A 22917-nucleotide genomic window follows, 5' to 3' on the forward strand; every position below is an offset into this window, starting at 1 on the left:
AAAGTTTATAATCTTTTTTATTTGGTATAGTTTTGTTTTCCTTGCTACATCCTAATAAATTCTTGGCTGGAATTGGGGTAGTGGATTCTGAAAATGAGTTTTTCTGCTATTCTTATTTATGAGGTATTTTCGTAAGGATTTTTAATTCTTTAAAAATTAATGTACTAGGATTTGATTTGCTCAAAAATATTTCTACCTTTGCAGCCCTTTTAAAGGGATATTTTAAAATTTTTAATAATAGTGTAAAGCAAATTATGCCAACAATTTCACAATTAGTACGAAAAGGTAGAGCCAAAATAACTAAGAAGAGTAAATCGGCTGCTTTGGATTCGTGCCCGCAACGTCGCGGTGTATGTACTCGTGTATACACTACTACTCCTAAGAAACCAAATTCTGCGATGCGTAAAGTAGCGCGTGTTAGGTTAACGAATGGAAAAGAAGTGAATGCATACATCGGTGGTGAAGGTCACAATCTCCAGGAGCACTCGATAGTATTAGTTAGAGGTGGAAGGGTAAAAGATTTACCGGGAGTTAGATATCATATTGTTCGTGGAGCTTTAGACACCGCTGGTGTTGAAGGTAGAACACAACGTAGATCTAAATACGGTGCAAAACGCCCTAAAAAGTAATTAAAAAACTTTAAGAAGAAATGAGAAAAAGAAAGGCTAAAAAAAGACCGATTTTACCAGATCCTCGTTTTAACGATCAATTAGTGACTCGTTTTGTAAATATGATGATGTGGGATGGTAAGAAATCTGTTGCTTTCAAGATTTTTTATGATGCGATTGATATCGTAGATCAGAAAAAACAAAATGAGGAAAAAACCGCATTAGAAATGTGGAAAGATGCATTGTCTAATGTAATGCCTCACGTAGAAGTACGAAGCCGAAGAGTTGGTGGAGCTACTTTTCAAATTCCTAATCCAATCAGACCAGACCGTAAGATATCTACTGCTATGAAGTGGTTGATTCAGTTTGCTCGTAAGAGAAACGAAAAATCTATGGCTCAAAAACTTGCTGCAGAAATTATCGCTGCAGAAAAAGAAGAAGGAGCTGCGGTTAAGAAAAGAGTTGATACTCACAAAATGGCTGAAGCAAATAAAGCATTCTCACACTTTAGATTTTAATCAATAACAGAAATGGCTAGAGATTTAAAATATACAAGAAACATAGGAATTGCTGCGCACATTGACGCAGGAAAGACAACGACTACAGAGCGTATTCTTTATTACACTGGTGTAAGTCATAAAATAGGTGAGGTGCACGATGGTGCGGCTACTATGGACTGGATGGAGCAAGAGCAGGAAAGAGGTATTACAATTACTTCTGCTGCTACCACTTGTACGTGGAACTTTCCAACAGAAAATGGCAAGCCAACTGCAGATGCAAAAGGATACCACTTCAATATTATTGATACTCCAGGACACGTTGATTTTACCGTAGAGGTGAATCGTTCTTTACGTGTACTTGATGGATTAGTTTTCTTATTTAGTGCAGTTGATGGTGTAGAGCCTCAATCTGAAACTAACTGGAGACTAGCAGATAATTACAAAGTTCCAAGAATGGGATTTGTAAACAAAATGGATCGCCAGGGATCTAACTTTTTAGCAGTTTGTAATCAGGTAAAAGAAATGTTAGGATCAAATGCTGTTCCTATCGTTTTGAATATCGGTGATGAAGCTGATTTTAAAGGTATTGTTGATCTTGTGAAGAACCGTGCTATTGTATGGCATGATGAAACTCAAGGAGCAACATTTGATGTTATAGACATTCCTGAAGAGCTTAAAGCTGAAGCAAAAGAACTTAGAGGTAAGCTTATCGAAGAGGTAGCTGCTTATGACGAGGATCTTTTAGAAAAATACATGGAAGACGAGGAGTCTATTACCGAAGAGGAAGTGCATGCTGCACTTAGAGCTGCGGTAATGGATATGTCTATTATTCCAATGGTATGTGGTTCTGCTTTTAAAAATAAAGGAGTACAGTTCTTATTAGATGCTGTATGTCGTTACTTACCTTCTCCAACGGATAAGGATGCAATTGTTGGAACTGATCCTAATACAGATGAAGAGATTTCTCGTAAGCCTGATGTTAAGGAGCCGTTTTCTGCATTGGCATTTAAGATTGCTACAGATCCTTTCGTAGGTCGTTTGGCTTTCTTCCGTGCGTATTCAGGTAGATTGGATGCAGGTTCTTACGTGTTAAATAATCGTTCTGGAAAGAAAGAACGTATTTCTCGTATTTACCAAATGCACTCCAACAAGCAAAATGCAATTGAATATATCGAGGCAGGAGATATTGGTGCAGCTGTAGGTTTTAAAGATATTAAAACTGGAGATACATTGTCAGATGAGAAGAATCCAATTGTTCTTGAATCAATGGACTTCCCTGATCCGGTAATTGGTATCGCTGTAGAGCCAAAAACAAAGGCTGATGTAGATAAATTAGGAATGGCTTTGGCTAAGTTAGCAGAAGAAGATCCTACATTTACTGTAAGAACAGATGAGGCTTCAGGACAGACTATTATTTCTGGAATGGGTGAGCTTCACTTAGATATTATTGTTGACCGTTTAAAGCGTGAATTTAAAGTAGAGGTTAACCAAGGGCAACCACAGGTTGAGTACAAAGAAGCTATTACTGCTCGTGCAGAACATAGAGAAGTGTACAAGAAACAGTCTGGTGGTCGTGGTAAATTCGCAGATATTGTATTTACTATGGAGCCTGCTGAAGAAGGTAAAGTTGGTCTTGAATTCGTTTCTGAGATTAAAGGTGGTAACGTTCCTAAAGAATTTATCCCTTCTGTAGAAAAAGGATTCAAAGTGGCTATGAAAAACGGACCTTTGGCTGGATATGAAATGGATGCAATGAAAGTGACACTTACTGATGGTTCTTACCACGATGTGGATTCTGATCAATTGTCATTCGAGTTAGCTGCGAAGTTAGGTTACAAAGCTGCTGCAAAAGCTGCAAGAGCTGTAATCATGGAGCCTATTATGAAATTGGAGGTATTAACTCCAGAAGAAAACATGGGGGATATCGTAGGAGATTTGAACAGACGTAGAGGTCAGGTTAACGATATGAGTGATCGTTCAGGATCTAAGGTTGTGAAAGCGATCGTTCCTCTTTCAGAAATGTTTGGTTATGTAACTTCATTAAGAACATTATCTTCTGGTAGAGCAACATCTACGATGGAATTTTCTCACTATGCAGAGACTCCTTCTAATATTTCAGAAGAAGTAATTGCAGCTGCAAAAGGAGTTAACGCTTAATTATTACAGAAATGAGTCAAAAAATCAGAATAAAACTAAAATCTTACGATCACAACTTGGTAGACAAGTCTGCTGAGAAAATCGTAAAGACGGTAAAGAGTACAGGAGCTGTAGTAACTGGGCCGATTCCTTTACCAACACATAAGAAAATTTTTACTGTGCTACGTTCTCCACACGTAAACAAAAAGTCAAGAGAGCAATTTCAATTGAGTTCTTACAAAAGACTTTTGGATATCTATAGTTCTTCTTCAAAAACGATTGATGCGTTGATGAAGTTGGAATTACCAAGTGGAGTAGAAGTAGAGATCAAAGTATAATTGATTTAGACTCCGCTCAACAATAGTTGATATTAAATTGCTGAGCGGAGTCGAAACAACATGTCCCAAGCTGCGTGCGAGGGAAAAACGGCAAAAATACATTTCAGGGTTGAAGGTGTTTTTAGCCCTGTTTTTTTTGTAAAAGAATAAAGAGAAGTCAAGATCTAGTTTTGACTTTAAATAAGAATAATTAATAAATAATTTAAATATGTCTGGGTTAATAGGAAAAAAGATCGGTATGACCAGCATCTTCGACGAGAATGGAAAGAATATTCCATGTACGGTGATCGAAGCTGGGCCATGCGTGGTTACCCAAGTCAGAACCAATGAGGTTGACGGTTATGATGCTGTTCAATTAGGTTTCGATGACAAAGCAGACAAAAATGCTTCAAAAGCGGCTTTAGGTCACTTTAAAAAAGCAGGAACTGTTGCTAAGCGTAAAGTTGTCGAGTTTAAAGGTTTTGATGAGGAGTACAAATTAGGTGACACGATAACAGTAGAGCACTTCGCAGAAGGAGAGTTTGTTGACGTTTCAGGAACTTCAAAAGGTAAAGGTTTCCAAGGGGTTGTAAAAAGACACGGTTTCGGCGGTGTTGGACAAGCAACTCACGGGCAACATAACCGATTAAGAGCTCCTGGTTCTATTGGTGCTGCATCCTACCCTGCAAGAGTATTCAAAGGAATGCGTATGGCAGGTAGAATGGGTGGAGAAAAAGTAAAAGTTCAAAACTTAAGAGTGTTAAAGGTAGTTCCAGAAAAGAACTTACTTGTGGTAAAGGGATGCGTTCCTGGTCATAAAAACACTTATGTAACGATTCAGAAGTAATGAAAGTAGCAGTTGTTGATATAAACGGAAAAGAAACAGGAAGAAAGGTAGACCTTTCTGATGCTGTTTTCGGTATAGAGCCAAACAATCATGCTGTATACTTAGATGTGAAGCAATTCTTGGCGAATCAACGTCAGGGAACTCATAAAGCTAAGGAAAGAGCTGAGATTGCTGGTAGTACCAGAAAGATAAAGAAACAAAAAGGAACGGGAACTGCCAGAGCTGGTAGTATCAAGTCTCCTGTTTTTAAAGGAGGAGGTAGAATTTTTGGCCCAAGACCACGTAACTACTCTTTTAAATTAAATAAGAACTTAAAAAGATTAGCACGTAAATCTGCCTTAAGTATCAAAGCAAATGACAAAGCGATAACCGTTATCGAAGACTTTAATTTTGATGCTCCAAAGACAAAGAATTTTACAGCAATTTTGAAGTCATTAGGGCTTGAAAACAAAAAGTCTTTGTTTGTGTTGGCAGAGTCAAATAATAATGTATATTTGTCGTCGCGCAATTTGAAAAGTTCAGAAGTTATAACTGCTTCAGAATTAAGTACTTACAAAATACTTAATGCAAACAGCGTTGTGCTTTTGGAAGGTTCTTTGAAAGGAATTGAAACGAATTTAAGTAAATAGAAGCCATGAGTATCTTAATAAAACCTATTATTACGGAAAAGGCTACTAACGATAGTGAAGTGTATAACCGCTATGGTTTTGTAGTAGATAAGAAAGCGAATAAGGTAGAGATCAAAAAGGCAGTTGAGGCTGCTTATGGTGTATCTGTTACTAAAGTTCGAACAATAAATGTCCGTCCGGATCGCAAGGTTCGTTATACCAAAACTGGTATGATCACTGGTAAAACAAGCGCTTACAAAAAAGCAATTGTACAGGTGGCGGAAGGTGATGTAATTGATTTATATAGTAATCTTTAAGACTAGAAAATGTCAGTAAGAAAATTAAAACCAATTACCCCAGGTCAGCGTTTTAGAGTAGTAAATGGATTTGACGCAATTACTACTGATAAGCCGGAGAAAAGTTTATTAGCTCCGAAGAAAAGATCTGGAGGTAGAAACAGTCAAGGAAAAATGACAATCCGCTACAAAGGTGGAGGTCATAAAAGAAGGTATCGTATTATTGATTTTAAACGTGATAAGCATGGAATCCCTGCTACTGTTGCAACAATCGAATACGATCCAAACAGAACTGCTTTTATAGCGTTAGTAAATTACCAAGATGGTGAAAAGCGCTATGTTATCGCTCAAAATGGACTTCAAGTAGGGCAAAACATTGTTTCTGGAAACAATGTAGCACCAGAAATTGGTAACGCAATGCCTTTAAGTGATATCCCATTAGGTACTATTATTTCATGTATAGAGTTAAGACCAGGTCAAGGTGCTGTTATGGCACGTAGTGCTGGTTCTTTTGCTCAATTGATGGCTCGTGATGGTAAGTTTGCAACTGTAAAGTTGCCTTCTGGCGAGGTAAGAATGGTATTGGTAAACTGTATGGCAACTATCGGTGCAGTATCTAACAGTGATCATCAATTGATCGTTGGTGGTAAAGCTGGTAGATCTAGATGGTTAGGTCGCAGACCACGTACAAGACCAGTAGCGATGAACCCGGTAGATCATCCAATGGGTGGTGGTGAAGGACGTTCTTCTGGAGGTCACCCACGTTCTAGAAAAGGTCTTCCTGCAAAAGGATTTAGAACCCGTTCTAAGACGAAAGCGAGTAATAAGTATATTGTAGAACGTAGAAAGAAATAATAAGATATGGCACGTTCATTAAAAAAAGGACCTTACGTTCACTATAAGTTAGAGAAAAAAGTAGCTGCTAATGTAGAGGCTAACAAAAAGTCTGTAATCAAGACTTGGTCTAGAGCATCTATGATTACTCCTGACTTTGTAGGGCAAACAATTGCAGTTCATAATGGTCGACAGTTTGTACCTGTATATATTACAGAGAATATGGTAGGTCATAAATTAGGAGAATTTTCGCCAACTCGTTCTTTTAGAGGACACGCTGGTGCTAAAAATAAAGGTAAAAAATAATTTAAGCTATGGGAGTTCGTAAAAAAGAAATGGCGGATAGAATTAAGGAGGAGAAAAAGCAAATTGCTTTTGCTAAGCTTAATAACTGCCCTACGTCACCACGCAAAATGCGTTTGGTAGCAGACTTGATCCGTGGTGAAAAAGTAGAAAGAGCGCTTCATATTCTTAGATTTAGCCAAAAGGAGGCAGCACGTCGTTTAGAGAAGTTGTTGCTTTCTGCTATAGCAAACTGGCAGGCGAAAAATGAAGACGCTAGTATAGAGGATGCGGATCTATTCATTAAAGAAATTCGTGTAGACGGAGGAAGTATGTTAAAAAGACTTCGTCCAGCTCCACAAGGTCGCGCACACAGAATTAGAAAACGTTCAAATCACGTAACAATCGTGTTAGGAGCAAAAAATAATACACAAAGCTAATATAGACTATGGGACAGAAGACAAATCCAATCGGAAATCGCCTTGGTATCATTAGAGGTTGGGAATCCAACTGGTACGGAGGTAATGACTACGGTGATAAACTTGCCGAAGACGATAAGATTAGAAAGTATGTACATGCGCGTTTATCAAAAGCTAGTGTATCAAGAGTAATCATTGAGCGTACGCTTAAACTTGTAACCGTTACTATCACTACCGCTAGACCTGGTATCATTATCGGAAAAGGTGGTCAAGAGGTAGACAAGTTAAAAGAAGAGCTTAAGAAGATTACAGAGAAGGAAGTTCAGATCAACATCTTTGAAATCAAGAGACCTGAGTTGGATTCATACTTAGTAGCATCAAGTGTTGCAAGACAAATAGAAAGTCGTATTTCTTATCGTCGTGCAATCAAGATGGCTATTGCGGCTGCAATGAGAATGAATGCAGAAGGGATTAAAATTCAGATTTCAGGGCGTTTGAATGGAGCTGAAATGGCACGTTCAGAAGCTTACAAAGAAGGTCGAATTCCTTTATCTACATTTAGAGCTGACATAGATTATGCTTTAGTTGAAGCTCATACTACTTACGGTAGATTGGGTGTGAAAGTATGGATCATGAAAGGCGAAGTATATGGTAAAAGAGAACTTTCTCCTTTAGTTGGTTTATCCAAGAAACAAGGAAAAGGTGACAGAGGTGGACGAAGTGGTGGTAATAAGTCACGTCGTAGAAAGTAATTTTTTAAAGTAAATTAACAATGTTACAGCCTAAAAGAACAAAATTCCGTAAGCAACAAAAAGGTCGTATGAAAGGTCTTTCTCAAAGAGGACACCAGCTTTCAAACGGTACTTTCGGAATCAAATCATTAGATTCAAGTTTTGTTACTGCTAGACAAATTGAAGCAGCTCGTATTTCTGCTACTCGTTATATGAAAAGAGAGGGATCTCTGTGGATTAAAATTTTCCCAGACAAGCCAATTACAAAAAAGCCTCTTGAAGTACGTATGGGTAAAGGAAAAGGTGCGGTTGAATACTGGGCAGCAGTAGTAAAACCAGGAAGAATATTATTTGAAGTTAGTGGTGTGCCATATGACGTAGCTAAAGAAGCATTACGTTTGGCAGCTCAAAAACTTCCCGTGAGAACTAAGTTTATTGTAGCTAGAGATTATCAAGCTTAAAATTGAAGATTTATTATGAAGCAATCAGAAGTTAAAGAATTATCTACAGCTGAATTACAAGAAGAACTTGGTAAGTCACAAAAAGCATATTCAGATTTAAGAATGGCTCACGCGATGTCTCCACTAGAAAATCCTTTACAATTACGTAAAGTAAGAAGATCTATTGCAAGAATTGCTACAGAGCTAACAAAAAGAGAATTAAACGGTTAATTCTGCTGAAAGATGGAAAAAAGAAACTTAAGAAAAGAGCGTATAGGTGTTGTTACAAGTAACAAAATGCAGAAATCAATCGTGGTTTCTGAGGTGAAAAAGGTAAAACACCCGATGTACGGAAAGTTCGTGTTAAAAACGAAAAAATACGTTGCACACGACGAGAAAAACGACTGCAATATTGGTGATACTGTAAAGATCATGGAAACAAGACCTATGAGTAAAACCAAATGCTGGAGATTAGTAGAAGTAATTGAAAGAGCGAAGTAATTATGGTACAACAAGAGTCTAGATTAAAAGTAGCCGATAACACAGGGGCTAAAGAAGTTTTAGCAATTCGTGTTCTAGGTGGTACAGGAAGAAGATACGCCTCTGTAGGAGACAAAATAGTTGTCAGTGTAAAAGAAGCAACTCCGAATGGAAACATTAAGAAAGGAGCGGTTTCTACTGCAGTTGTAGTTCGTACTAAAAAAGAGGTACGCAGACCAGATGGTTCTTATATTCGTTTCGATGATAATGCATGTGTTTTATTGAACCCTGCAGGAGAAATGAGAGGAACTCGTGTATTTGGTCCTGTGGCAAGAGAACTTCGTGATAAGCAATTCATGAAGATTGTTTCACTAGCGCCAGAAGTGCTTTAAAATAATTTAAAGATGACAAAGCTTAAAATTAAAACAGGAGATACGGTAAAAGTTATCGCTGGTGCTCACAAGAGTACTACTGACAATGCTGTTACTGGAAAAGTATTAAAGGTACTACGTGAAGAAAACAAAGCTATTGTAGAGGGAGTAAATATCGTAAAGAAACATGCGAAACCAAGTGCTCAAAATCCTCAAGGTGGTATTGTAGAAAAAGAAGCACCTATTCATATTTCTAACTTGTCGTTGATGACTTCAAATGGAGAAGCGACAAGAGTAGGGTATAGAATGGAAGGAGATAAGAAAGTGAGATTTGCTAAAAAATCTAATGAAGTAATATAGTTATGGCTTATATCCCAAGACTAAAACAAGAGTATAAAGACCGCGTTGTGTCTGCTCTTACAGAAGAATTCAGCTATGATAATGTAATGCAAGTGCCAAAACTTAAAAAAATAGTTTTGAGTAGAGGTATTGGAGCTGCGGTTGCTGATAAAAAATTGATCGACTATGCAGTTGATGAATTGACAACAATCACTGGTCAAAAAGCTGTACCAACGATTTCTAAGAAGGATGTTGCTTCTTTCAAATTACGTAAAGGAATGCCAATTGGAGCAAAGGTTACGTTAAGAGGAGAAAGAATGTACGAATTTTTAGATCGTTTAATTACTTCAGCATTACCACGTGTAAGAGATTTTGGTGGAATCAATGCTAAAGGTTTTGATGGAAGAGGTAACTACTCAATGGGTATTACTGAACAAATCATCTTTCCTGAGATCGATATCGATAAGGTAAACAAAATTTCAGGAATGAATATTACTTTCGAAACTTCAGCTGAGACTGATAAAGAAGCAAAATCATTGTTAACCGAACTAGGATTACCTTTTAAAAAGAATTAATTATGGCTAAAGAATCAATGAAAGCCCGTGAGGTGAAGAGAGCTAAAACTGTAGCTAAGTATGCTGAAAAAAGAAAAGCTTTAAAAGAAGCTGGAGATTATGAGGCGCTACAGAAATTACCAAGAAATGCTTCTCCTATCCGTAAGCACAATCGTTGTAAGCTTACAGGAAGACCAAAAGGGTACATGCGTCAGTTTGGAATTTCTCGTGTAACATTCAGAGAAATGGCAAACAAAGGATTAATTCCAGGAGTAACAAAAGCTAGTTGGTAAACTAATTTGAATTAATTGGTATAAGGTTCGATAAACATCGAAAACCAATACCATAAACTATAAATAATGAATACAGATCCTATTGCAGATTATTTAACTAGAATTAGAAACGCAAATAGAGCTCAGCACAGAGTTGTTGAGATTCCTGCATCTAAGGTTAAAAAAGAAATTACTAAGATATTATTCGATCAAGGATATATCTTAAGTTATAAGTTTGAGGATAACTCAGTACAAGGTACGATCAAGATCGCTCTTAAGTATGATAAAATGACTAAAGAGCCAGTAATTAAAGAATTACAGAGAATAAGTAAGCCAGGTTTACGTAAGTATGCTGGATCAAAAGATATTCCAAGAATTCTTAATGGATTAGGTATAGCAATCGTTTCTACATCTCATGGTGTTATGACTGGTAAGCAGGCAAGACAAGATAATGTAGGAGGAGAAGTACTTTGTTACGTATATTAACAGTATAAAAGGCAAAAGAAATGTCAAGAATAGGAAAAAATCCAGTAACTATTCCGTCTGGTGTCACTGTAGAGGTGACAGGTAATGTTGTTACTGTTAAAGGAAAATTAGGAGAGCTTTCTCAAGAGTTTGATGCTGTTGAAGTGAAAGTAGAAGAAGGTCAGGTTGTTATAGAAAGACCTAGTGATGCTAAGGATCATAAAGCTAAACACGGTTTATACCGCGCTTTGATCCAGAACATGGTGGTAGGTGTTTCTGAAGGTTTTACCAAAGAGTTAGAATTAGTAGGAGTTGGATATAGAGCTTCTAACCAGGGTCAGAAATTAGATTTGGCGCTTGGATTCTCACATAACATAGTTTTAGATTTGGCTCCAGAAGTTAAAGTTGAAACTATTTCAGAAAAAGGTAAAAACCCTATCGTAAAATTGACTTCTCATGATAAGCAGTTGGTAGGACAGGTAGCCGCTAAGATTAGAGGTTTCCGTAAGCCAGAGCCTTACAAAGGAAAAGGAGTTAAATTCGTAGGAGAACAATTAAGAAGAAAAGCAGGTAAATCTGCATAATAACGAAGTTATGGCATTCTCAAAAGAATCAAGAAGATTAAAGATAAGAAAGCGAATCCGCGGAAGAATTAGCGGAACAGAACAACGTCCTAGATTATCTGTTTATAGAAGTAATAAGGAAATCTATGCTCAGGTTATAGATGATGTAACTGGTAAGACAATCAGTTCAGCTTCTTCAAGAGATAAAGACATTGCTAAAGCAAATGGAACTAAAGTTGAAATCGCAAGTTTAGTTGGAAAAGCTTTGGCAGAAAAAGCGATTAAAGCCGGTGTAGAAACAGTATCTTTCGATAGAGGGGGGTATTTATACCACGGTAGAGTTAAATCATTGGCAGAAGGTGCTAGAGAAGCAGGACTTAAATTCTAAGAAATTATGTATCAGAAATATAAAAACGCAGAATTAGTAAAACCAAGCGGACTTGAACTAAAAGATCGTTTAGTTGGTGTACAACGTGTGACTAAAGTAACAAAGGGTGGTAGAGCATTCGGTTTCTCTGCAATCGTTGTTGTTGGTGACGAAAACGGTGTTGTTGGTCATGGTCTTGGTAAGTCTAAGGAGGTAGCAGAAGCTATCGCTAAGGCTGTAGAAGATGCAAAAAAGAATTTGGTTCGTATTCCATTACATAAAGGTACTTTACCTCACGAACAAAAAGGTAAGTATGGTGGAGCAAGAGTATTATTAATGCCTGCTGCAACTGGTACCGGAGTAATTGCTGGTGGTGCTATCCGTGCAGTATTAGAATCTGTAGGAGTGCATGATGTACTTTCTAAGAACCAAGGATCGTCTAACCCACACAATGTAGTGAAAGCGACGTTTGATGCGTTGTTACAATTACGTAGTGCTCAGCAAGTTGCTGCACAACGTGGTATTTCACTAGAAAAGGTGTTTAAAGGATAAATTAAGGAACGATGGCAAAGATTAAAATTACTAAAGTAAAGAGCGCGATTAATCGTACTCAGAGACAGAAAAGAACTCTAGAGGCTCTAGGGCTTAAAAAGATCGGCCAGGTAGTGGAGCATGATGATACTCCTAATATTCTTGGGATGGTAAATAAAGTTAAACATTTAGTTTCAGTAGAAACAAAATAATATAAGCACATGGATTTAAGTAACTTAAAACCTGCTGCAGGTTCGGTAAAAAATAACAGTAAGCGAGTAGGTCGTGGACAAGGTTCTGGAAAAGGAGGAACTGCTACTCGTGGACATAAAGGAGCAAAGTCACGTTCTGGATATTCTAGAAAAATTGGTTTTGAAGGTGGACAAATGCCACTTCAAAGACGTGTGCCTAAGTTCGGTTTCAAGAACATTAACAGAAAAGAGTATCAAGGAATCAATCTTGACACGCTACAAAAATTAGTAGATGAAGGAAAGATTAAAGATACAGTAGATCTTGATGTGATCTTGGCAACTCGTTTAGCTAGAAAGAATGATTTGGTGAAAATACTGGGAAGAGGTGAATTGAAGGCGAAATTGAAAGTCTCAGCTCACAAATTTACAGCCACTGCAAAAGCTGCTATTGAAGCTGCTGGTGGTGAAGCAGTAACCTTATAATAAACAATTCATGAAATTCATCGATACAATAAAAAATATTTGGAAAATAGAGGAGCTAAAGAATAGAATTTTAGTCACTCTAGGCTTACTTTTGGTATATCGTTTTGGAGCTCAGGTAGTATTGCCTGGTGTAGATGCTGCACAACTTGCAAATCTTAGTACTCAAGCTCAAGATGGGCTATTAGGGTTGTTAAATGCCTTTACGGGTGGTGCGTTTGCAAATGCATCAGTATTCGCTTTGGGTATTATGCCTTACATTTCTGCATCCATTGTGGTGCAGTTAATGGGAATCGCGATACCGTATTTACAAAAGCTTCAGAAAGAAGGAGAAAGTGGGCGTAAAAAGATTAATCAAATTACACGTTGGTTAACAATTGCCATTACATTGGTACAGGGACCAGGGTATATTTATAATCTTTTTGCACAACTTCCTGCAGAGGCATTTGTTATTCCAAATCAAACAATTTTTGTTGTGTCATCGGTAATCATTCTTACTACAGGGTGTATTTTCGCTATGTGGTTAGGAGAGAAGATAACGGATAAAGGTATTGGTAATGGTATTTCATTATTAATTATGGTAGGTATCATTGCTACATTACCTCAGTCTTTTGTACAAAACTTCTTCTCAAGAGTTTCTGGAGACGGAGGAGGAATGATTATGGTATTGATCGAATTGGTAATCTGGTTTGTGATCATATTAGCTTCAGTGCTATTGGTGATGGCAGTACGTCAAGTTCCTGTGCAATACGCTAGAAGAACAGCAAGTGGAGGATATGAGAAAAATGTTTTTGGATCTCGTCAGTACATCCCGCTAAAGCTAAATGCATCGGGAGTAATGCCAATCATTTTCGCACAAGCAATTATGTTTGTTCCTGGTTTGATTGCAGGAAGTCTTTCAGAGTCTGAGACTGCTCAGGGTATTACAGCTGCTTTTAGTGATATTTTTGGACTATGGTATAACATTGTGTTTGCATTGTTAATCATTGTATTCACCTATTTCTATACTGCGATTACAGTACCAACGAATAAAATGGCAGATGATCTAAAAAGAAGTGGAGGATTTATTCCTGGGATTCGTCCGGGAAGTGAAACTGCTGAATATTTGGATAAGATCATGTCTCAAATTACATTGCCTGGTTCTATATTCTTGGCGCTTATAGCTGTTTTTCCTGCAATAGCAGTGAAATTGCTTAATGTACAAGCGGGTTGGGCGTTGTTCTTTGGAGGTACTTCTTTACTTATTATGGTAGGTGTAGCGATAGATACAATGCAACAGGTAAATTCGTACTTATTGAATAGACATTACGACGGATTGATGAAATCTGGTAAAAACAGAAAAGCAGTAGCATAATGGCAAAACAACCAGCAATAGAACAAGATGGAAGTATCATAGAAGCATTGTCAAATGCAATGTTTCGTGTAGAGCTAGAAAACGGTCATGTAGTAACTGCTCATATCTCTGGAAAGATGCGAATGCACTATATTAAGTTGTTACCTGGAGATAAGGTAAAGCTAGAGATGAGTCCATACGATTTGACAAAAGCTCGTATAACATACAGATACTAATTTTAGAAGATATTGTTATTTAATTTTTTTTCCGTAGTTTTGCACGCTGAAAAAATAAATAAATATCTCTATAGATGATATCCTGTTTTTCAGGAGTATGAAATAAACAATAGAGAAAACCGACAGGATTGAGATTGTTGGTTTTTATAAACAATTATCTCAGTTGTCGAAGCATATAATCTGACAGTTGAAAAACTTAAGAAATAACAGATGAAAGTAAGAGCATCATTAAAAAAGAGAAGTGCCGAGTGCAAGATTGTGCGTAGAAAAGGCCGACTTTACGTAATTAATAAAAAGAATCCTAGATTTAAACAAAGACAAGGGTAATTATGGCAAGAATTGCAGGGGTAGATATACCTAAACAAAAGCGAGGAGTTATAGCATTAACCTATATCTTCGGAATCGGTAGAAGTAGAGCTAAAGAAATTTTAGCTACTGCCAAAGTAGATGAAAGTATAAAAGTTTCTGATTGGGATGATGATCAAATCGGTCGTATCCGTGAAGCTGTAGGAGCCTATACCATCGAAGGAGAATTACGTTCAGAAGTTCAGTTGAATATCAAACGTCTTATGGATATAGGATGTTACAGAGGTATTCGTCATAGAGCTGGTTTGCCACTTAGAGGACAACGCACTAAGAACAATTCAAGAACACGTAAAGGAAGAAGAAAAACAGTTGCAAACAAGAAAAAGGCAACTAAATAATAAGTAGTATGGCAAAGTCAACTTCAAAAAAACGTAAAGTAATAGTAGAATCTGTAGGTGAAGCTCACGTTACAGCTTCTTTCAACAATATTATTATTTCGTTGACCAATAAAAAAGGAGATGTAATCTCTTGGTCTTCTGCCGGTAAAATGGGATTCAGAGGATCTAAGAAAAATACGCCTTACGCAGCGCAATTGGCAGCAGAAGATGCAGCAAAAGTAGCTATCGAGGCTGGACTTAAAAAAGTAAAAGTTTACGTAAAAGGTCCAGGTAATGGAAGAGAGTCTGCAATACGTTCTATCCATAATTCAGGTATCGAGGTATCAGAAATTATCGATGTAACGCCAATGCCGCATAATGGTTGTCGTCCTCCTAAAAGACGTAGAGTATAATTTTTTCCCGAGCATATGCTTGGGTTCTCTTTTTAATTATAACTAAGTAAGTAATCTAATTTGAGGAGAATTGATTATCGAAGGAAAGTGACCTTAATTCATAATCACCTCAATAACTAATTTATTAATAATGGCAAGATATACTGGTCCAAAAACTAAAATCGCTCGTAAATTTGGTGAAGCGATCTTCGGAGACGATAAGTCATTCGAAAAAAGAAATTACCCTCCTGGGCAACACGGAAACAACAGACGTAGAGGAAAGAAAAGTGAATACGCTATCCAGTTAATGGAAAAGCAAAAAGCAAAATACACCTATGGTATTTTAGAGCGTCAATTCCGAAACATGTTCGAAAAAGCAACTCGTGCTCAAGGTATTACGGGTGAGGTATTACTTCAACTTTGTGAATCTCGTTTAGACAATGTAGTGTTTAGAATGGGACTTGCTAACTCTAGAAGAGGTGCAAGACAATTAGTTTCTCACAGACATATCACTGTAAATGGAGAGTTAGTAAACATTCCTTCGTATCAGTTAAAAGCTGGAGATGTTGTTGGAGTAAGAGAAAAATCAAAATCATTAGAAGTAATCCAGAATTCATTGGCCAACAATAGCAAGGTATATGAGTGGATTACTTTTAATAACGATACAAAAGAAGGATCTTTCGTATCAGTTCCGGCAAGAGTTCAGATTCCGGAAAATATCAATGAGCAATTCATCGTCGAATTATACTCTAAGTAATAACGCTAAAGAAGAAACAATAACATGGCAATATTAAATTTTCAGAAGCCCGATAAAGTTATCATGATCGACTCTACAGAGTTCGATGGTAAATTTGAATTTAGACCATTAGAACCTGGGTACGGATTGACAGTTGGTAACGCTTTACGAAGAGTTTTGCTATCTTCTTTAGAGGGATTCGCTATAACTTCTCTTAGAATAGAAGGAGTAGATCACGAGTTCTCAACTATTTCTGGGGTGGTAGAAGATGTTACCGAAATCATCCTAAATCTTAAACAAGTACGTTTCAAGCGTCAGATTGAAGATATAGATAATGAGTCTGTGACTATTTCTATCTCTGGTCAAGAGCAGCTTACTGCTGGAGATTTCCAAAAATTCATTTCAGGATTCCAGGTATTAAACCCAGAATTGGTGATCTGTAATATGGATAAGAAGGTAGCGTTAAACCTTGAAATTACTATAGAAAAAGGTAGAGGTTACGTACCTGCTGAAGAAAATAAAAAAGCTAATGCTCCTATTGGAACGATTTTTACAGATTCTATTTACACTCCAATCAAGAATGTAAAGTATAGTATCGAAAACTATCGTGTAGAGCAAAAGACCGATTACGAAAAATTAGTTTTCGAAATCGTTACTGATGGTTCTATTCATCCAAAGGATGCCTTAACAGAAGCAGCAAAAATATTAATCCATCACTTCATGTTATTCTCTGATGAGCGTATTACATTAGAAGCTGATGAGATAGCACAAACTGAAACATATGATGAAGAATCGCTTCATATGAGACAGTTATTAAAAACAAAACTTATCGACATGGACCTTTCAGTTCGTGCGTTAAACTGTTTGAAAGCTGCAGAAGTAGATACACTAGGAGACTTGGTATCTTACAATAAGAACGATTTAATGAAGTTCCGTAACTTTGGTAAGAAATCTTTAACTGAGCTTGAAGAGCTTGTGAATGTTAAAGGGCTTAACTTTGGAATGGATCTTTCAAAATACAAATTAGATAAAGATTAAGTAATCCATCATATTTTGCTCCTCATAGTGGGTAGAGCAAGATGATGATTAAACAAAAATGTCATGAGACACGGAAAAAAAGTAAATCACCTAGGAAGAAAGACTGCACATCGCAAAGCGATGCTTGCAAACATGGCTTGCTCTTTAATAGAGCACAAAAGAATCAATACGACTGTAGCAAAAGCAAAAGCGCTTAAGCAGTTTATTGAGCCTTTAGTGACCAAGTCTAAAGCAGAAAACAACACTACTACTGTAGAGTCTACTCACAATAGAAGAATTGTTTTTAGCAGACTTAGAAGTAAAGAAGCGGTAGCTGAGTTGTTTGGAGATGTAGCAAGCAAGATAGGTGACAGACCAGGAGGATATACCAGAATTATCAAGTTGGGAAATCGTCTTGGAGATAACGCCGATATGGCAATGATCGAATTAGTAGACTATAACGAGCTATACAATGCTGGTAAACCTGCTAAGAAGAAATCAACAAGAAGAAGTAGAAGAGGAAAAGCAAGTGCACCTGCTGCACCAGCGCCAGAAGTTACTAATTCTGAAGAAGAATAAATGAAGAGTGTGAATAACACATAATAACAAAAGGATAAACGTTTGGCGTTTATCCTTTTTTTTTAAATAATTTTGAAAAAGTTTTCTCAATAGAAATAATTATAAATAATGAAATATCAATCTCGAAAAAAAGCAATTCTTTTATTAGCAGATGGTACCATTTTTTACGGCAAAGCTGTAGGGAGAGAAGGGACTGCATTTGGTGAAGTATGTTTTAACACCGGTACGACTGGGTATCAGGAAATCTTTACAGATCCTTCGTACTATGGTCAGCTTATGGTAACTACCAATGCACATATTGGTAATTATGGGACTAATGATCAGGAAATAGAATCTGATTCTATTAAAATTGCTGGACTGATTGTAAAGAATTTTAGTTATGAATATTCCAGAGTTAAAGCAGACAGATCTTTACAGGAATTTTTGGAGCAACATAATTTATTGGCGATTTCTGATGTAGATACTAGAGCATTGGTGAGCTATATCAGAGATAATGGTGCAATGAACGCTGTTATTTCTACAGAGACAGAGGATATAGATAAATTAAAGAAAGAACTGGCAGCAGTTCCTGATATGAACGGATTGGAATTAGCATCTCAAGTATCTACCAAAGAACCATATTTCTACGGAGACCCTAATGCTACTTACAAAATTTCGGCGCTGGATATCGGGATTAAGAAAAATATACTACGTAACCTAGCACAAAGAGATGCGTATATCAAAGTGTTTCCATATAATGCATCTTTTGAAGAGATGAATGAATGGGGGCCAGATGGATTCTTTTTATCCAATGGGCCTGGAGATCCTCAACCTTTAAAGGAAGCGATTGCCACAGCAAAAGAGATTATTGAAAGAGATTTACCATTATTTGGGATATGTTTAGGACATCAGGTGATTGCTTTGGCAAATGGTATTGGTACGTACAAAATGCATCATGGACACAGAGGGATTAATCACCCGGTTAAAAATTTGGTAACAGGTAAAGGAGAAATTACTTCTCAAAATCATGGGTTTGTAGTAAGTAAAGAAGATACCGAAAAACATCCAGATATCGAGATGACTCATATCCATCTTAATGATGATACGGTAATGGGAATTAAGCTGAAGAATAAAAATTGTTTTTCGGTTCAATATCACCCAGAAGCCAGTCCTGGACCAAATGACTCTGTATACTTATTCGATGAGTTTATAGAAAATATCAAAAAGGCAAAATTGGCCGTATAAATCAATATAAATATTGAATCGTATACTACCGGTTTTGATAATGTCTTAACCTACAACGTTATAGTTGATAACTTCGTTAATGCATTGCGTTTTTGGTAGGAAATTAGCACTTTTTTAAAGGGGTCAGAACATACCGGTTTCGTATATTGCGAAGAATTAAAATTATCCAACAAAATAAATAAAACAATGAGTGTAATTATTAATATTCACGCTAGACAAATTCTTGATTCTCGTGGTAATCCAACAGTTGAAGTTGATGTGATTACCGAAAATGGTGTGTTAGGAAGAGCAGCTGTTCCTTCGGGAGCATCTACAGGAGAACATGAAGCAGTAGAGTTGAGAGATGGAGGTGATAATTATATGGGGAAAGGAGTACTTAAAGCTGTAGAAAATGTAAATACAGTAATCGCTGAAGAGTTATTAGGGTACTCGGTGTTTGATCAAAACTTGTTAGACCAGAGAATGATCGAACTTGATGGAACTCCAAATAAATCAAAACTAGGTGCAAATGCTATTTTAGGAGTTTCTTTGGCTGCTGCAAAGGCTGCTGCCAACGAGTTAAATATTCCGTTATATCGATATGTAGGAGGAGTTAGTGCCAATACACTACCTGTTCCAATGATGAATATTATCAATGGAGGTTCTCATAGTGATGCTCCAATAGCCTTTCAAGAATTTATGGTAATGCCAGTAAAAGCTAAAAATTTTACTGAAGCGATGCAGATGGGAACAGAGATTTTCCACAATCTGAAAAAAGTACTGCATGATAGAGGTTTGAGTACAGCTGTTGGAGATGAAGGAGGATTTGCTCCTACATTAGACGGAACAGAAGATGCTCTAGATTCTATCAAACTAGCCGTAGAAAAAGCAGGATACAAGTTTGGAGATGAAATCATGATCGCTTTGGATTGTGCTTCTGCAGAATTCTATGTGGATGGAAAGTATGATTACACCAAATTTGAAGGAGATACAGGAGTAGTTCGTTCTAGTGAAGAACAAGCAGATTATCTTGCTGAATTAGCTTCGAAATATCCAATTATTTCTATCGAAGATGGTATGGATGAAAATGACTGGGAAGGATGGAAATATCTTACTGACAAAGTAGGGGATAAAGTACAATTAGTTGGTGATGATTTGTTTGTAACCAATGTGGAGCGATTATCCCGAGGAATTGAAAACAATACAGCAAATTCAATTTTGATCAAGGTAAATCAAATAGGAACACTTACAGAGACTATTGCAGCCGTAAATATGGCGCATAATGCAGGGTATACATCAGTAATGTCTCACCGTTCTGGGGAAACAGAAGATAATACTATTGCAGATTTGGCCGTAGCCTTAAATACAGGGCAAATCAAAACAGGATCTGCTTCTAGAAGTGATAGAATGGCAAAATACAATCAACTACTTCGTATAGAAGAAGAGTTAGGAAGTATAGCCTATTATCCAATGGAAAAAGCTTTTAAAGTTAAACGCTAGATTAATCTTTATGCTAAAAAAAAGGACTATTTTTTGAATAGTCCTTTTTTTATTGCGAATAATTTTGAAAATACTTTGTAAGGGTAAAAATGATGTAACGATTAATAACATATTAACACTATATTTCGTAATTTAGCAGCCCTTAATGTAATAGCAAAATTCTAAATAATCATATGTCAAAAATAGCTACGTTAGAAATCGACGGTAATAAATATGAGTTCCCAATTATTAAAGGAACGGAGAATGAATTAGGAATAGATATCAAGGCACTCAGAGGAGCAACAGGAGGAGTAACAACGATTGATCCTGGATATAAAAATACAGGTAGTTGCGAGAGTGCGATCACCTTTCTGGATGGAGAAAAAGGAATCTTACGCTACCGAGGATATTCTATAGAAGAACTTGCCGAAAAAGCAGATTTTCTTGAAGTAGCTTATTTGTTGATTTTTGGAGAACTTCCAACAGCAGCTCAATTAGAAAAATTTGATAAGGACATCAAAGAAGAATCTCATGTAGATGAAGACATGAAGAAAATTCTAGATGGATTTCCTAAAAGCGCTCATCCAATGGGAGTATTGTCTTCTTTGACAAGTGCTTTAATTGCATTTAATCCTGGATCTGTTGATGTAGATTCTGAAGAAGAGATGTATGGAGCGATTGTTAAGATCTTAGCAAAATTCCCAGTGCTGGCAGCTTGGACAATGAGAAAAAGAAAAAGCCTTCCTCTAGATTATGGAGATAATTCTTTGGGGTATGTAGAAAATTTACATAAAATGATGTTTGCAAGACCTAATCAGGCGTATGAAGCAAATAAAATTGTAAATGATGCTTTGGATAAGTTATTGATCTTGCACGCTGATCATGAGCAAAACTGTTCTACTTCTACAGTAAGAATCGTAGGGTCCTCTCATGCTGGACTGTTTGCTTCTTTATCTGCAGGTATTTCTGCATTGTGGGGGCCACTTCACGGTGGAGCTAATCAGGCAGTTATCGAAATGTTAGAAGCGATCAAAGCAGATGGTGGAGATACTGCAAAATATATTGCAAAAGCTAAAGATAAAAATGACCCATTCCGTTTGATGGGATTTGGTCACAGAGTATATAAAAACTTCGATCCTCGTGCAAAGATCATTAAAAAGTCTGCAGAAGAAGTATTAGGAGATCTAGGAATCGAAGATCCTGTTTTAGATATAGCAAAAGGATTAGCAGATGTAGCATTGAAAGATGAATATTTTGTACAAAGAAAGTTATATCCTAATGTTGATTTTTATTCAGGAATCATTTATAGAGCATTGGGTATACCTACCGAAATGTTTACAGTAATGTTTGCTTTAGGAAGATTACCAGGTTGGATTGCTCAATGGAGAGAAATGAGACTTCGTAAAGAACCAATCGGAAGACCTAGACAAATATATATCGGAGAGAACTACAGAGCTTTTAAAGCGGTTTCTGAAAGATAATTAAGAAATCATACGATATTTTAAAAAAGGCGCTGAATAGTTCAGCGCCTTTTTTGTTTATTGTAAAGCTTAGAAAAGCCTCCATGAAAAATCATAGCAATTTGAAGGTTACTTTTTCAGACAAAACCGGCTTCATAAAATTGTCTATTTATATATTTGCGTAACTACTCAAACATTTACACTTAAAAACTAACATTGTTGAAATTAAATATACAAAACGAGACATCACGACTTCGTGCAGTGGTATTAGGAACTGCGACAAGCAATGGTCCAGTACCTAAAATTGAAGACGCTTACGATCCGAAGTCTATAGAACACATCAAAGCAGGAACCTATCCTAAGGAATCGGATATGGTCTTGGAGATGGAAGCAGTGGCCAAAGTGCTGAAGAAATATGAAGTGAAAGTATACCGACCAGAAATTATCGAGGATTACAACCAAATTTTTGCAAGGGATATCGCTTTGGTTATCGAAGATAAGTTCATTAAGTCTAATATTTTACCGGATAGAGAAAAGGAAATAAAAGCTATCGAACATGTGATAGCAGAAATTGATCCCAATAAAGTGTTCAAAGCACCGTCAGAAGATATTCACTTTGAAGGGGGAGATATTATGGCGCATAATGACTATATTTTTATAGGGACTTACTTGGGAGAAGATTATCCCGATTGTATTGTTGCTCGCACAAACATGAAAGGAGTAGAGTACATTACCTCTCTTTTTCCAGATAAGAAGGTAAAAGCTTTTGATTTGAATAAATCTATGCAAGATCCCAAAGATAATGCGCTACATTTGGATTGTTGTTTTCAGCCTGTAGGTCATAATAAAGCGATCATACACAAAGAAGGGTTTCGAGATCCCTTGGATTATGAGTTTTTATTAGATTTTTACGGTAAAGACAATCTCTTTCATATAGATAAAACAGAGATGTACTACATGAATTCTAACATCTTTTCTATTGCAGAAGATGTAGTGATTTCTGAAAAGAACTTTACGAGATTGAATGCCTGGTTAAGAAAACAAAATATTACTGTAGAAGAAGTGCCTTATGCAGAAATAGCAAAGCAGGAAGGACTTTTACGTTGTTCTACAATGCCATTGATTAGAGATTAAGCAAATTATAATTAAAAATTTTTGAAGGTGTAGG

At 36.7% G+C, this 22917-nt stretch carries 36 protein-coding genes; all 36 read left to right on the forward strand.

Annotated elements, in window-relative coordinates; all coding sequences use genetic code 11:
* The first annotated feature begins 254 nt into the window (after positions 1-254).
* Complete coding sequence (rpsL, locus tag BUE24_RS14155) at positions 255-629, forward strand: 30S ribosomal protein S12 (protein ID WP_024770883.1); 375 nt, start codon at positions 255-257, stop codon at positions 627-629.
* A gap of 20 nt (positions 630-649) precedes the next feature.
* Positions 650-1126, forward strand: a complete 477-nt coding sequence (rpsG, locus tag BUE24_RS14160) for a 30S ribosomal protein S7 (protein WP_073316841.1) — start codon at positions 650-652, stop codon at positions 1124-1126.
* A gap of 12 nt (positions 1127-1138) precedes the next feature.
* A complete protein-coding gene (gene fusA / locus BUE24_RS14165; RefSeq protein ID WP_073316843.1) occupies positions 1139-3265 on the forward strand; it encodes an elongation factor G in 2127 nt (708 codons plus the stop codon).
* An 11-nt stretch (positions 3266-3276) separates the two neighbouring features.
* Positions 3277-3582, forward strand: coding sequence for a 30S ribosomal protein S10 (rpsJ, locus tag BUE24_RS14170; RefSeq protein WP_010181931.1), 306 nt, complete (start codon positions 3277-3279; stop codon positions 3580-3582).
* Between the two features lie 208 nt (positions 3583-3790).
* Entirely contained in the window at positions 3791-4408 is a 618-nt protein-coding gene (gene rplC, locus BUE24_RS14175) for a 50S ribosomal protein L3 (RefSeq protein WP_073316845.1), read from the forward strand.
* Positions 4408-5037, forward strand: a complete 630-nt coding sequence (gene rplD, locus BUE24_RS14180; RefSeq protein ID WP_073316847.1) for a 50S ribosomal protein L4 — start codon at positions 4408-4410, stop codon at positions 5035-5037. The genes rplC and rplD overlap by 1 nt, the downstream gene beginning before the upstream one ends.
* 5 nt (positions 5038-5042) lie before the next feature.
* Positions 5043-5333 (forward strand): 50S ribosomal protein L23, encoded by a 291-nt coding sequence (gene rplW / locus BUE24_RS14185; RefSeq protein WP_073316849.1) that lies wholly within the window; start codon positions 5043-5045, stop codon positions 5331-5333.
* 9 nt (positions 5334-5342) lie between these two features.
* Positions 5343-6167, forward strand: a complete 825-nt coding sequence (gene rplB / locus BUE24_RS14190) for a 50S ribosomal protein L2 (RefSeq protein WP_073316851.1) — start codon at positions 5343-5345, stop codon at positions 6165-6167.
* Positions 6168-6173: 6 nt separating this feature from the next.
* A complete protein-coding gene (gene rpsS, locus BUE24_RS14195; protein WP_024770876.1) occupies positions 6174-6452 on the forward strand; it encodes a 30S ribosomal protein S19 in 279 nt (92 codons plus the stop codon).
* A gap of 8 nt (positions 6453-6460) precedes the next feature.
* The gene (gene rplV / locus BUE24_RS14200; RefSeq protein ID WP_073316852.1) at positions 6461-6868 is read left to right on the forward strand and encodes a 50S ribosomal protein L22; all 408 of its coding nucleotides are present in this window, start codon (positions 6461-6463) and stop codon (positions 6866-6868) included.
* A gap of 8 nt (positions 6869-6876) precedes the next feature.
* On the forward strand, positions 6877-7599 hold the full coding sequence (gene rpsC, locus BUE24_RS14205; RefSeq protein ID WP_073316854.1) for a 30S ribosomal protein S3: 723 nt from the start codon (positions 6877-6879) through the stop codon (positions 7597-7599).
* 20 nt (positions 7600-7619) lie between these two features.
* Positions 7620-8039 (forward strand): 50S ribosomal protein L16, encoded by a 420-nt coding sequence (rplP, locus tag BUE24_RS14210; protein WP_073316856.1) that lies wholly within the window; start codon positions 7620-7622, stop codon positions 8037-8039.
* A gap of 15 nt (positions 8040-8054) precedes the next feature.
* Entirely contained in the window at positions 8055-8249 is a 195-nt protein-coding gene (gene rpmC, locus BUE24_RS14215; protein WP_027411972.1) for a 50S ribosomal protein L29, read from the forward strand.
* 12 nt (positions 8250-8261) lie between these two features.
* The gene (rpsQ, locus tag BUE24_RS14220) at positions 8262-8519 is read left to right on the forward strand and encodes a 30S ribosomal protein S17 (protein WP_034243856.1); all 258 of its coding nucleotides are present in this window, start codon (positions 8262-8264) and stop codon (positions 8517-8519) included.
* 2 nt (positions 8520-8521) lie between these two features.
* Positions 8522-8890 (forward strand): 50S ribosomal protein L14, encoded by a 369-nt coding sequence (gene rplN / locus BUE24_RS14225; protein WP_073316857.1) that lies wholly within the window; start codon positions 8522-8524, stop codon positions 8888-8890.
* Positions 8891-8902: 12 nt separating this feature from the next.
* Positions 8903-9229 (forward strand): 50S ribosomal protein L24, encoded by a 327-nt coding sequence (rplX, locus tag BUE24_RS14230; protein WP_073316859.1) that lies wholly within the window; start codon positions 8903-8905, stop codon positions 9227-9229.
* Positions 9230-9231: 2 nt separating this feature from the next.
* Positions 9232-9783 carry a 50S ribosomal protein L5 gene (rplE, locus tag BUE24_RS14235; protein ID WP_073316860.1) on the forward strand — a complete coding sequence of 184 codons (552 nt, stop codon included), beginning with the start codon at positions 9232-9234 and terminating at the stop codon, positions 9781-9783.
* A gap of 2 nt (positions 9784-9785) precedes the next feature.
* A complete protein-coding gene (gene rpsN, locus BUE24_RS14240; RefSeq protein ID WP_073316862.1) occupies positions 9786-10055 on the forward strand; it encodes a 30S ribosomal protein S14 in 270 nt (89 codons plus the stop codon).
* A gap of 66 nt (positions 10056-10121) precedes the next feature.
* The gene (gene rpsH, locus BUE24_RS14245) at positions 10122-10520 is read left to right on the forward strand and encodes a 30S ribosomal protein S8 (protein ID WP_073316864.1); all 399 of its coding nucleotides are present in this window, start codon (positions 10122-10124) and stop codon (positions 10518-10520) included.
* Positions 10521-10540: 20 nt separating this feature from the next.
* Positions 10541-11083 (forward strand): 50S ribosomal protein L6, encoded by a 543-nt coding sequence (gene rplF / locus BUE24_RS14250; protein ID WP_073316866.1) that lies wholly within the window; start codon positions 10541-10543, stop codon positions 11081-11083.
* Positions 11084-11093: 10 nt separating this feature from the next.
* Entirely contained in the window at positions 11094-11450 is a 357-nt protein-coding gene (rplR, locus tag BUE24_RS14255; RefSeq protein WP_073316867.1) for a 50S ribosomal protein L18, read from the forward strand.
* Positions 11451-11456: 6 nt separating this feature from the next.
* The gene (gene rpsE / locus BUE24_RS14260) at positions 11457-11981 is read left to right on the forward strand and encodes a 30S ribosomal protein S5 (protein WP_073316869.1); all 525 of its coding nucleotides are present in this window, start codon (positions 11457-11459) and stop codon (positions 11979-11981) included.
* Between the two features lie 11 nt (positions 11982-11992).
* A complete protein-coding gene (gene rpmD / locus BUE24_RS14265; RefSeq protein WP_027392536.1) occupies positions 11993-12172 on the forward strand; it encodes a 50S ribosomal protein L30 in 180 nt (59 codons plus the stop codon).
* A gap of 9 nt (positions 12173-12181) precedes the next feature.
* Positions 12182-12634 carry a 50S ribosomal protein L15 gene (gene rplO / locus BUE24_RS14270; protein WP_073316871.1) on the forward strand — a complete coding sequence of 151 codons (453 nt, stop codon included), beginning with the start codon at positions 12182-12184 and terminating at the stop codon, positions 12632-12634.
* Positions 12635-12644: 10 nt separating this feature from the next.
* Positions 12645-13985 carry a preprotein translocase subunit SecY gene (gene secY, locus BUE24_RS14275; RefSeq protein WP_073316872.1) on the forward strand — a complete coding sequence of 447 codons (1341 nt, stop codon included), beginning with the start codon at positions 12645-12647 and terminating at the stop codon, positions 13983-13985.
* Positions 13985-14200, forward strand: coding sequence for a translation initiation factor IF-1 (gene infA / locus BUE24_RS14280; protein WP_008613577.1), 216 nt, complete (start codon positions 13985-13987; stop codon positions 14198-14200). The genes secY and infA overlap by 1 nt, the downstream gene beginning before the upstream one ends.
* 210 nt (positions 14201-14410) lie before the next feature.
* Positions 14411-14527, forward strand: coding sequence for a type B 50S ribosomal protein L36 (gene ykgO, locus BUE24_RS14285; protein WP_073316873.1), 117 nt, complete (start codon positions 14411-14413; stop codon positions 14525-14527).
* A 2-nt stretch (positions 14528-14529) separates the two neighbouring features.
* Entirely contained in the window at positions 14530-14904 is a 375-nt protein-coding gene (gene rpsM, locus BUE24_RS14290; RefSeq protein WP_073316874.1) for a 30S ribosomal protein S13, read from the forward strand.
* An 8-nt stretch (positions 14905-14912) separates the two neighbouring features.
* Positions 14913-15296: a 30S ribosomal protein S11 gene (gene rpsK, locus BUE24_RS14295; protein WP_073316875.1), complete on the forward strand. Its 384-nt coding sequence runs from the start codon at positions 14913-14915 to the stop codon at positions 15294-15296.
* A gap of 130 nt (positions 15297-15426) precedes the next feature.
* A complete protein-coding gene (gene rpsD, locus BUE24_RS14300) occupies positions 15427-16032 on the forward strand; it encodes a 30S ribosomal protein S4 (protein ID WP_073316887.1) in 606 nt (201 codons plus the stop codon).
* 24 nt (positions 16033-16056) lie between these two features.
* Positions 16057-17049: a DNA-directed RNA polymerase subunit alpha gene (locus BUE24_RS14305; protein ID WP_073316888.1), complete on the forward strand. Its 993-nt coding sequence runs from the start codon at positions 16057-16059 to the stop codon at positions 17047-17049.
* Positions 17050-17112: 63 nt separating this feature from the next.
* The gene (rplQ, locus tag BUE24_RS14310) at positions 17113-17607 is read left to right on the forward strand and encodes a 50S ribosomal protein L17 (protein WP_073316890.1); all 495 of its coding nucleotides are present in this window, start codon (positions 17113-17115) and stop codon (positions 17605-17607) included.
* A gap of 108 nt (positions 17608-17715) precedes the next feature.
* Positions 17716-18831, forward strand: a complete 1116-nt coding sequence (gene carA, locus BUE24_RS14315; protein WP_073316892.1) for a glutamine-hydrolyzing carbamoyl-phosphate synthase small subunit — start codon at positions 17716-17718, stop codon at positions 18829-18831.
* A 186-nt stretch (positions 18832-19017) separates the two neighbouring features.
* Positions 19018-20310, forward strand: coding sequence for a phosphopyruvate hydratase (eno, locus tag BUE24_RS14320; RefSeq protein ID WP_073316894.1), 1293 nt, complete (start codon positions 19018-19020; stop codon positions 20308-20310).
* A 173-nt stretch (positions 20311-20483) separates the two neighbouring features.
* On the forward strand, positions 20484-21770 hold the full coding sequence (locus BUE24_RS14325; RefSeq protein WP_073316896.1) for a citrate synthase: 1287 nt from the start codon (positions 20484-20486) through the stop codon (positions 21768-21770).
* A 195-nt stretch (positions 21771-21965) separates the two neighbouring features.
* Positions 21966-22883 carry a dimethylarginine dimethylaminohydrolase family protein gene (locus BUE24_RS14330; RefSeq protein WP_073316898.1) on the forward strand — a complete coding sequence of 306 codons (918 nt, stop codon included), beginning with the start codon at positions 21966-21968 and terminating at the stop codon, positions 22881-22883.
* Positions 22884-22917: the final 34 nt, after the last annotated feature.

Origin of the sequence: Aquimarina spongiae (assembly GCF_900141785.1) — a bacterium.
GTDB classification, from domain to species: domain Bacteria; phylum Bacteroidota; class Bacteroidia; order Flavobacteriales; family Flavobacteriaceae; genus Aquimarina; species Aquimarina spongiae.

Coding starts and splice junctions, on each gene's coding strand:
- rpsL (WP_024770883.1), top strand. CDS start 255: ATGCCAACAATTTCACAATTAGTACGAAAAGGTAGAGCCAAAATAACT.
- rpsG (WP_073316841.1), top strand. CDS start 650: ATGAGAAAAAGAAAGGCTAAAAAAAGACCGATTTTACCAGATCCTCGT.
- fusA (WP_073316843.1), top strand. CDS start 1,139: ATGGCTAGAGATTTAAAATATACAAGAAACATAGGAATTGCTGCGCAC.
- rpsJ (WP_010181931.1), top strand. CDS start 3,277: ATGAGTCAAAAAATCAGAATAAAACTAAAATCTTACGATCACAACTTG.
- rplC (WP_073316845.1), top strand. CDS start 3,791: ATGTCTGGGTTAATAGGAAAAAAGATCGGTATGACCAGCATCTTCGAC.
- rplD (WP_073316847.1), top strand. CDS start 4,408: ATGAAAGTAGCAGTTGTTGATATAAACGGAAAAGAAACAGGAAGAAAG.
- rplW (WP_073316849.1), top strand. CDS start 5,043: ATGAGTATCTTAATAAAACCTATTATTACGGAAAAGGCTACTAACGAT.
- rplB (WP_073316851.1), top strand. CDS start 5,343: ATGTCAGTAAGAAAATTAAAACCAATTACCCCAGGTCAGCGTTTTAGA.
- rpsS (WP_024770876.1), top strand. CDS start 6,174: ATGGCACGTTCATTAAAAAAAGGACCTTACGTTCACTATAAGTTAGAG.
- rplV (WP_073316852.1), top strand. CDS start 6,461: ATGGGAGTTCGTAAAAAAGAAATGGCGGATAGAATTAAGGAGGAGAAA.
- rpsC (WP_073316854.1), top strand. CDS start 6,877: ATGGGACAGAAGACAAATCCAATCGGAAATCGCCTTGGTATCATTAGA.
- rplP (WP_073316856.1), top strand. CDS start 7,620: ATGTTACAGCCTAAAAGAACAAAATTCCGTAAGCAACAAAAAGGTCGT.
- rpmC (WP_027411972.1), top strand. CDS start 8,055: ATGAAGCAATCAGAAGTTAAAGAATTATCTACAGCTGAATTACAAGAA.
- rpsQ (WP_034243856.1), top strand. CDS start 8,262: ATGGAAAAAAGAAACTTAAGAAAAGAGCGTATAGGTGTTGTTACAAGT.
- rplN (WP_073316857.1), top strand. CDS start 8,522: ATGGTACAACAAGAGTCTAGATTAAAAGTAGCCGATAACACAGGGGCT.
- rplX (WP_073316859.1), top strand. CDS start 8,903: ATGACAAAGCTTAAAATTAAAACAGGAGATACGGTAAAAGTTATCGCT.
- rplE (WP_073316860.1), top strand. CDS start 9,232: ATGGCTTATATCCCAAGACTAAAACAAGAGTATAAAGACCGCGTTGTG.
- rpsN (WP_073316862.1), top strand. CDS start 9,786: ATGGCTAAAGAATCAATGAAAGCCCGTGAGGTGAAGAGAGCTAAAACT.
- rpsH (WP_073316864.1), top strand. CDS start 10,122: ATGAATACAGATCCTATTGCAGATTATTTAACTAGAATTAGAAACGCA.
- rplF (WP_073316866.1), top strand. CDS start 10,541: ATGTCAAGAATAGGAAAAAATCCAGTAACTATTCCGTCTGGTGTCACT.
- rplR (WP_073316867.1), top strand. CDS start 11,094: ATGGCATTCTCAAAAGAATCAAGAAGATTAAAGATAAGAAAGCGAATC.
- rpsE (WP_073316869.1), top strand. CDS start 11,457: ATGTATCAGAAATATAAAAACGCAGAATTAGTAAAACCAAGCGGACTT.
- rpmD (WP_027392536.1), top strand. CDS start 11,993: ATGGCAAAGATTAAAATTACTAAAGTAAAGAGCGCGATTAATCGTACT.
- rplO (WP_073316871.1), top strand. CDS start 12,182: ATGGATTTAAGTAACTTAAAACCTGCTGCAGGTTCGGTAAAAAATAAC.
- secY (WP_073316872.1), top strand. CDS start 12,645: ATGAAATTCATCGATACAATAAAAAATATTTGGAAAATAGAGGAGCTA.
- infA (WP_008613577.1), top strand. CDS start 13,985: ATGGCAAAACAACCAGCAATAGAACAAGATGGAAGTATCATAGAAGCA.
- ykgO (WP_073316873.1), top strand. CDS start 14,411: ATGAAAGTAAGAGCATCATTAAAAAAGAGAAGTGCCGAGTGCAAGATT.
- rpsM (WP_073316874.1), top strand. CDS start 14,530: ATGGCAAGAATTGCAGGGGTAGATATACCTAAACAAAAGCGAGGAGTT.
- rpsK (WP_073316875.1), top strand. CDS start 14,913: ATGGCAAAGTCAACTTCAAAAAAACGTAAAGTAATAGTAGAATCTGTA.
- rpsD (WP_073316887.1), top strand. CDS start 15,427: ATGGCAAGATATACTGGTCCAAAAACTAAAATCGCTCGTAAATTTGGT.
- BUE24_RS14305 (WP_073316888.1), top strand. CDS start 16,057: ATGGCAATATTAAATTTTCAGAAGCCCGATAAAGTTATCATGATCGAC.
- rplQ (WP_073316890.1), top strand. CDS start 17,113: ATGAGACACGGAAAAAAAGTAAATCACCTAGGAAGAAAGACTGCACAT.
- carA (WP_073316892.1), top strand. CDS start 17,716: ATGAAATATCAATCTCGAAAAAAAGCAATTCTTTTATTAGCAGATGGT.
- eno (WP_073316894.1), top strand. CDS start 19,018: ATGAGTGTAATTATTAATATTCACGCTAGACAAATTCTTGATTCTCGT.
- BUE24_RS14325 (WP_073316896.1), top strand. CDS start 20,484: ATGTCAAAAATAGCTACGTTAGAAATCGACGGTAATAAATATGAGTTC.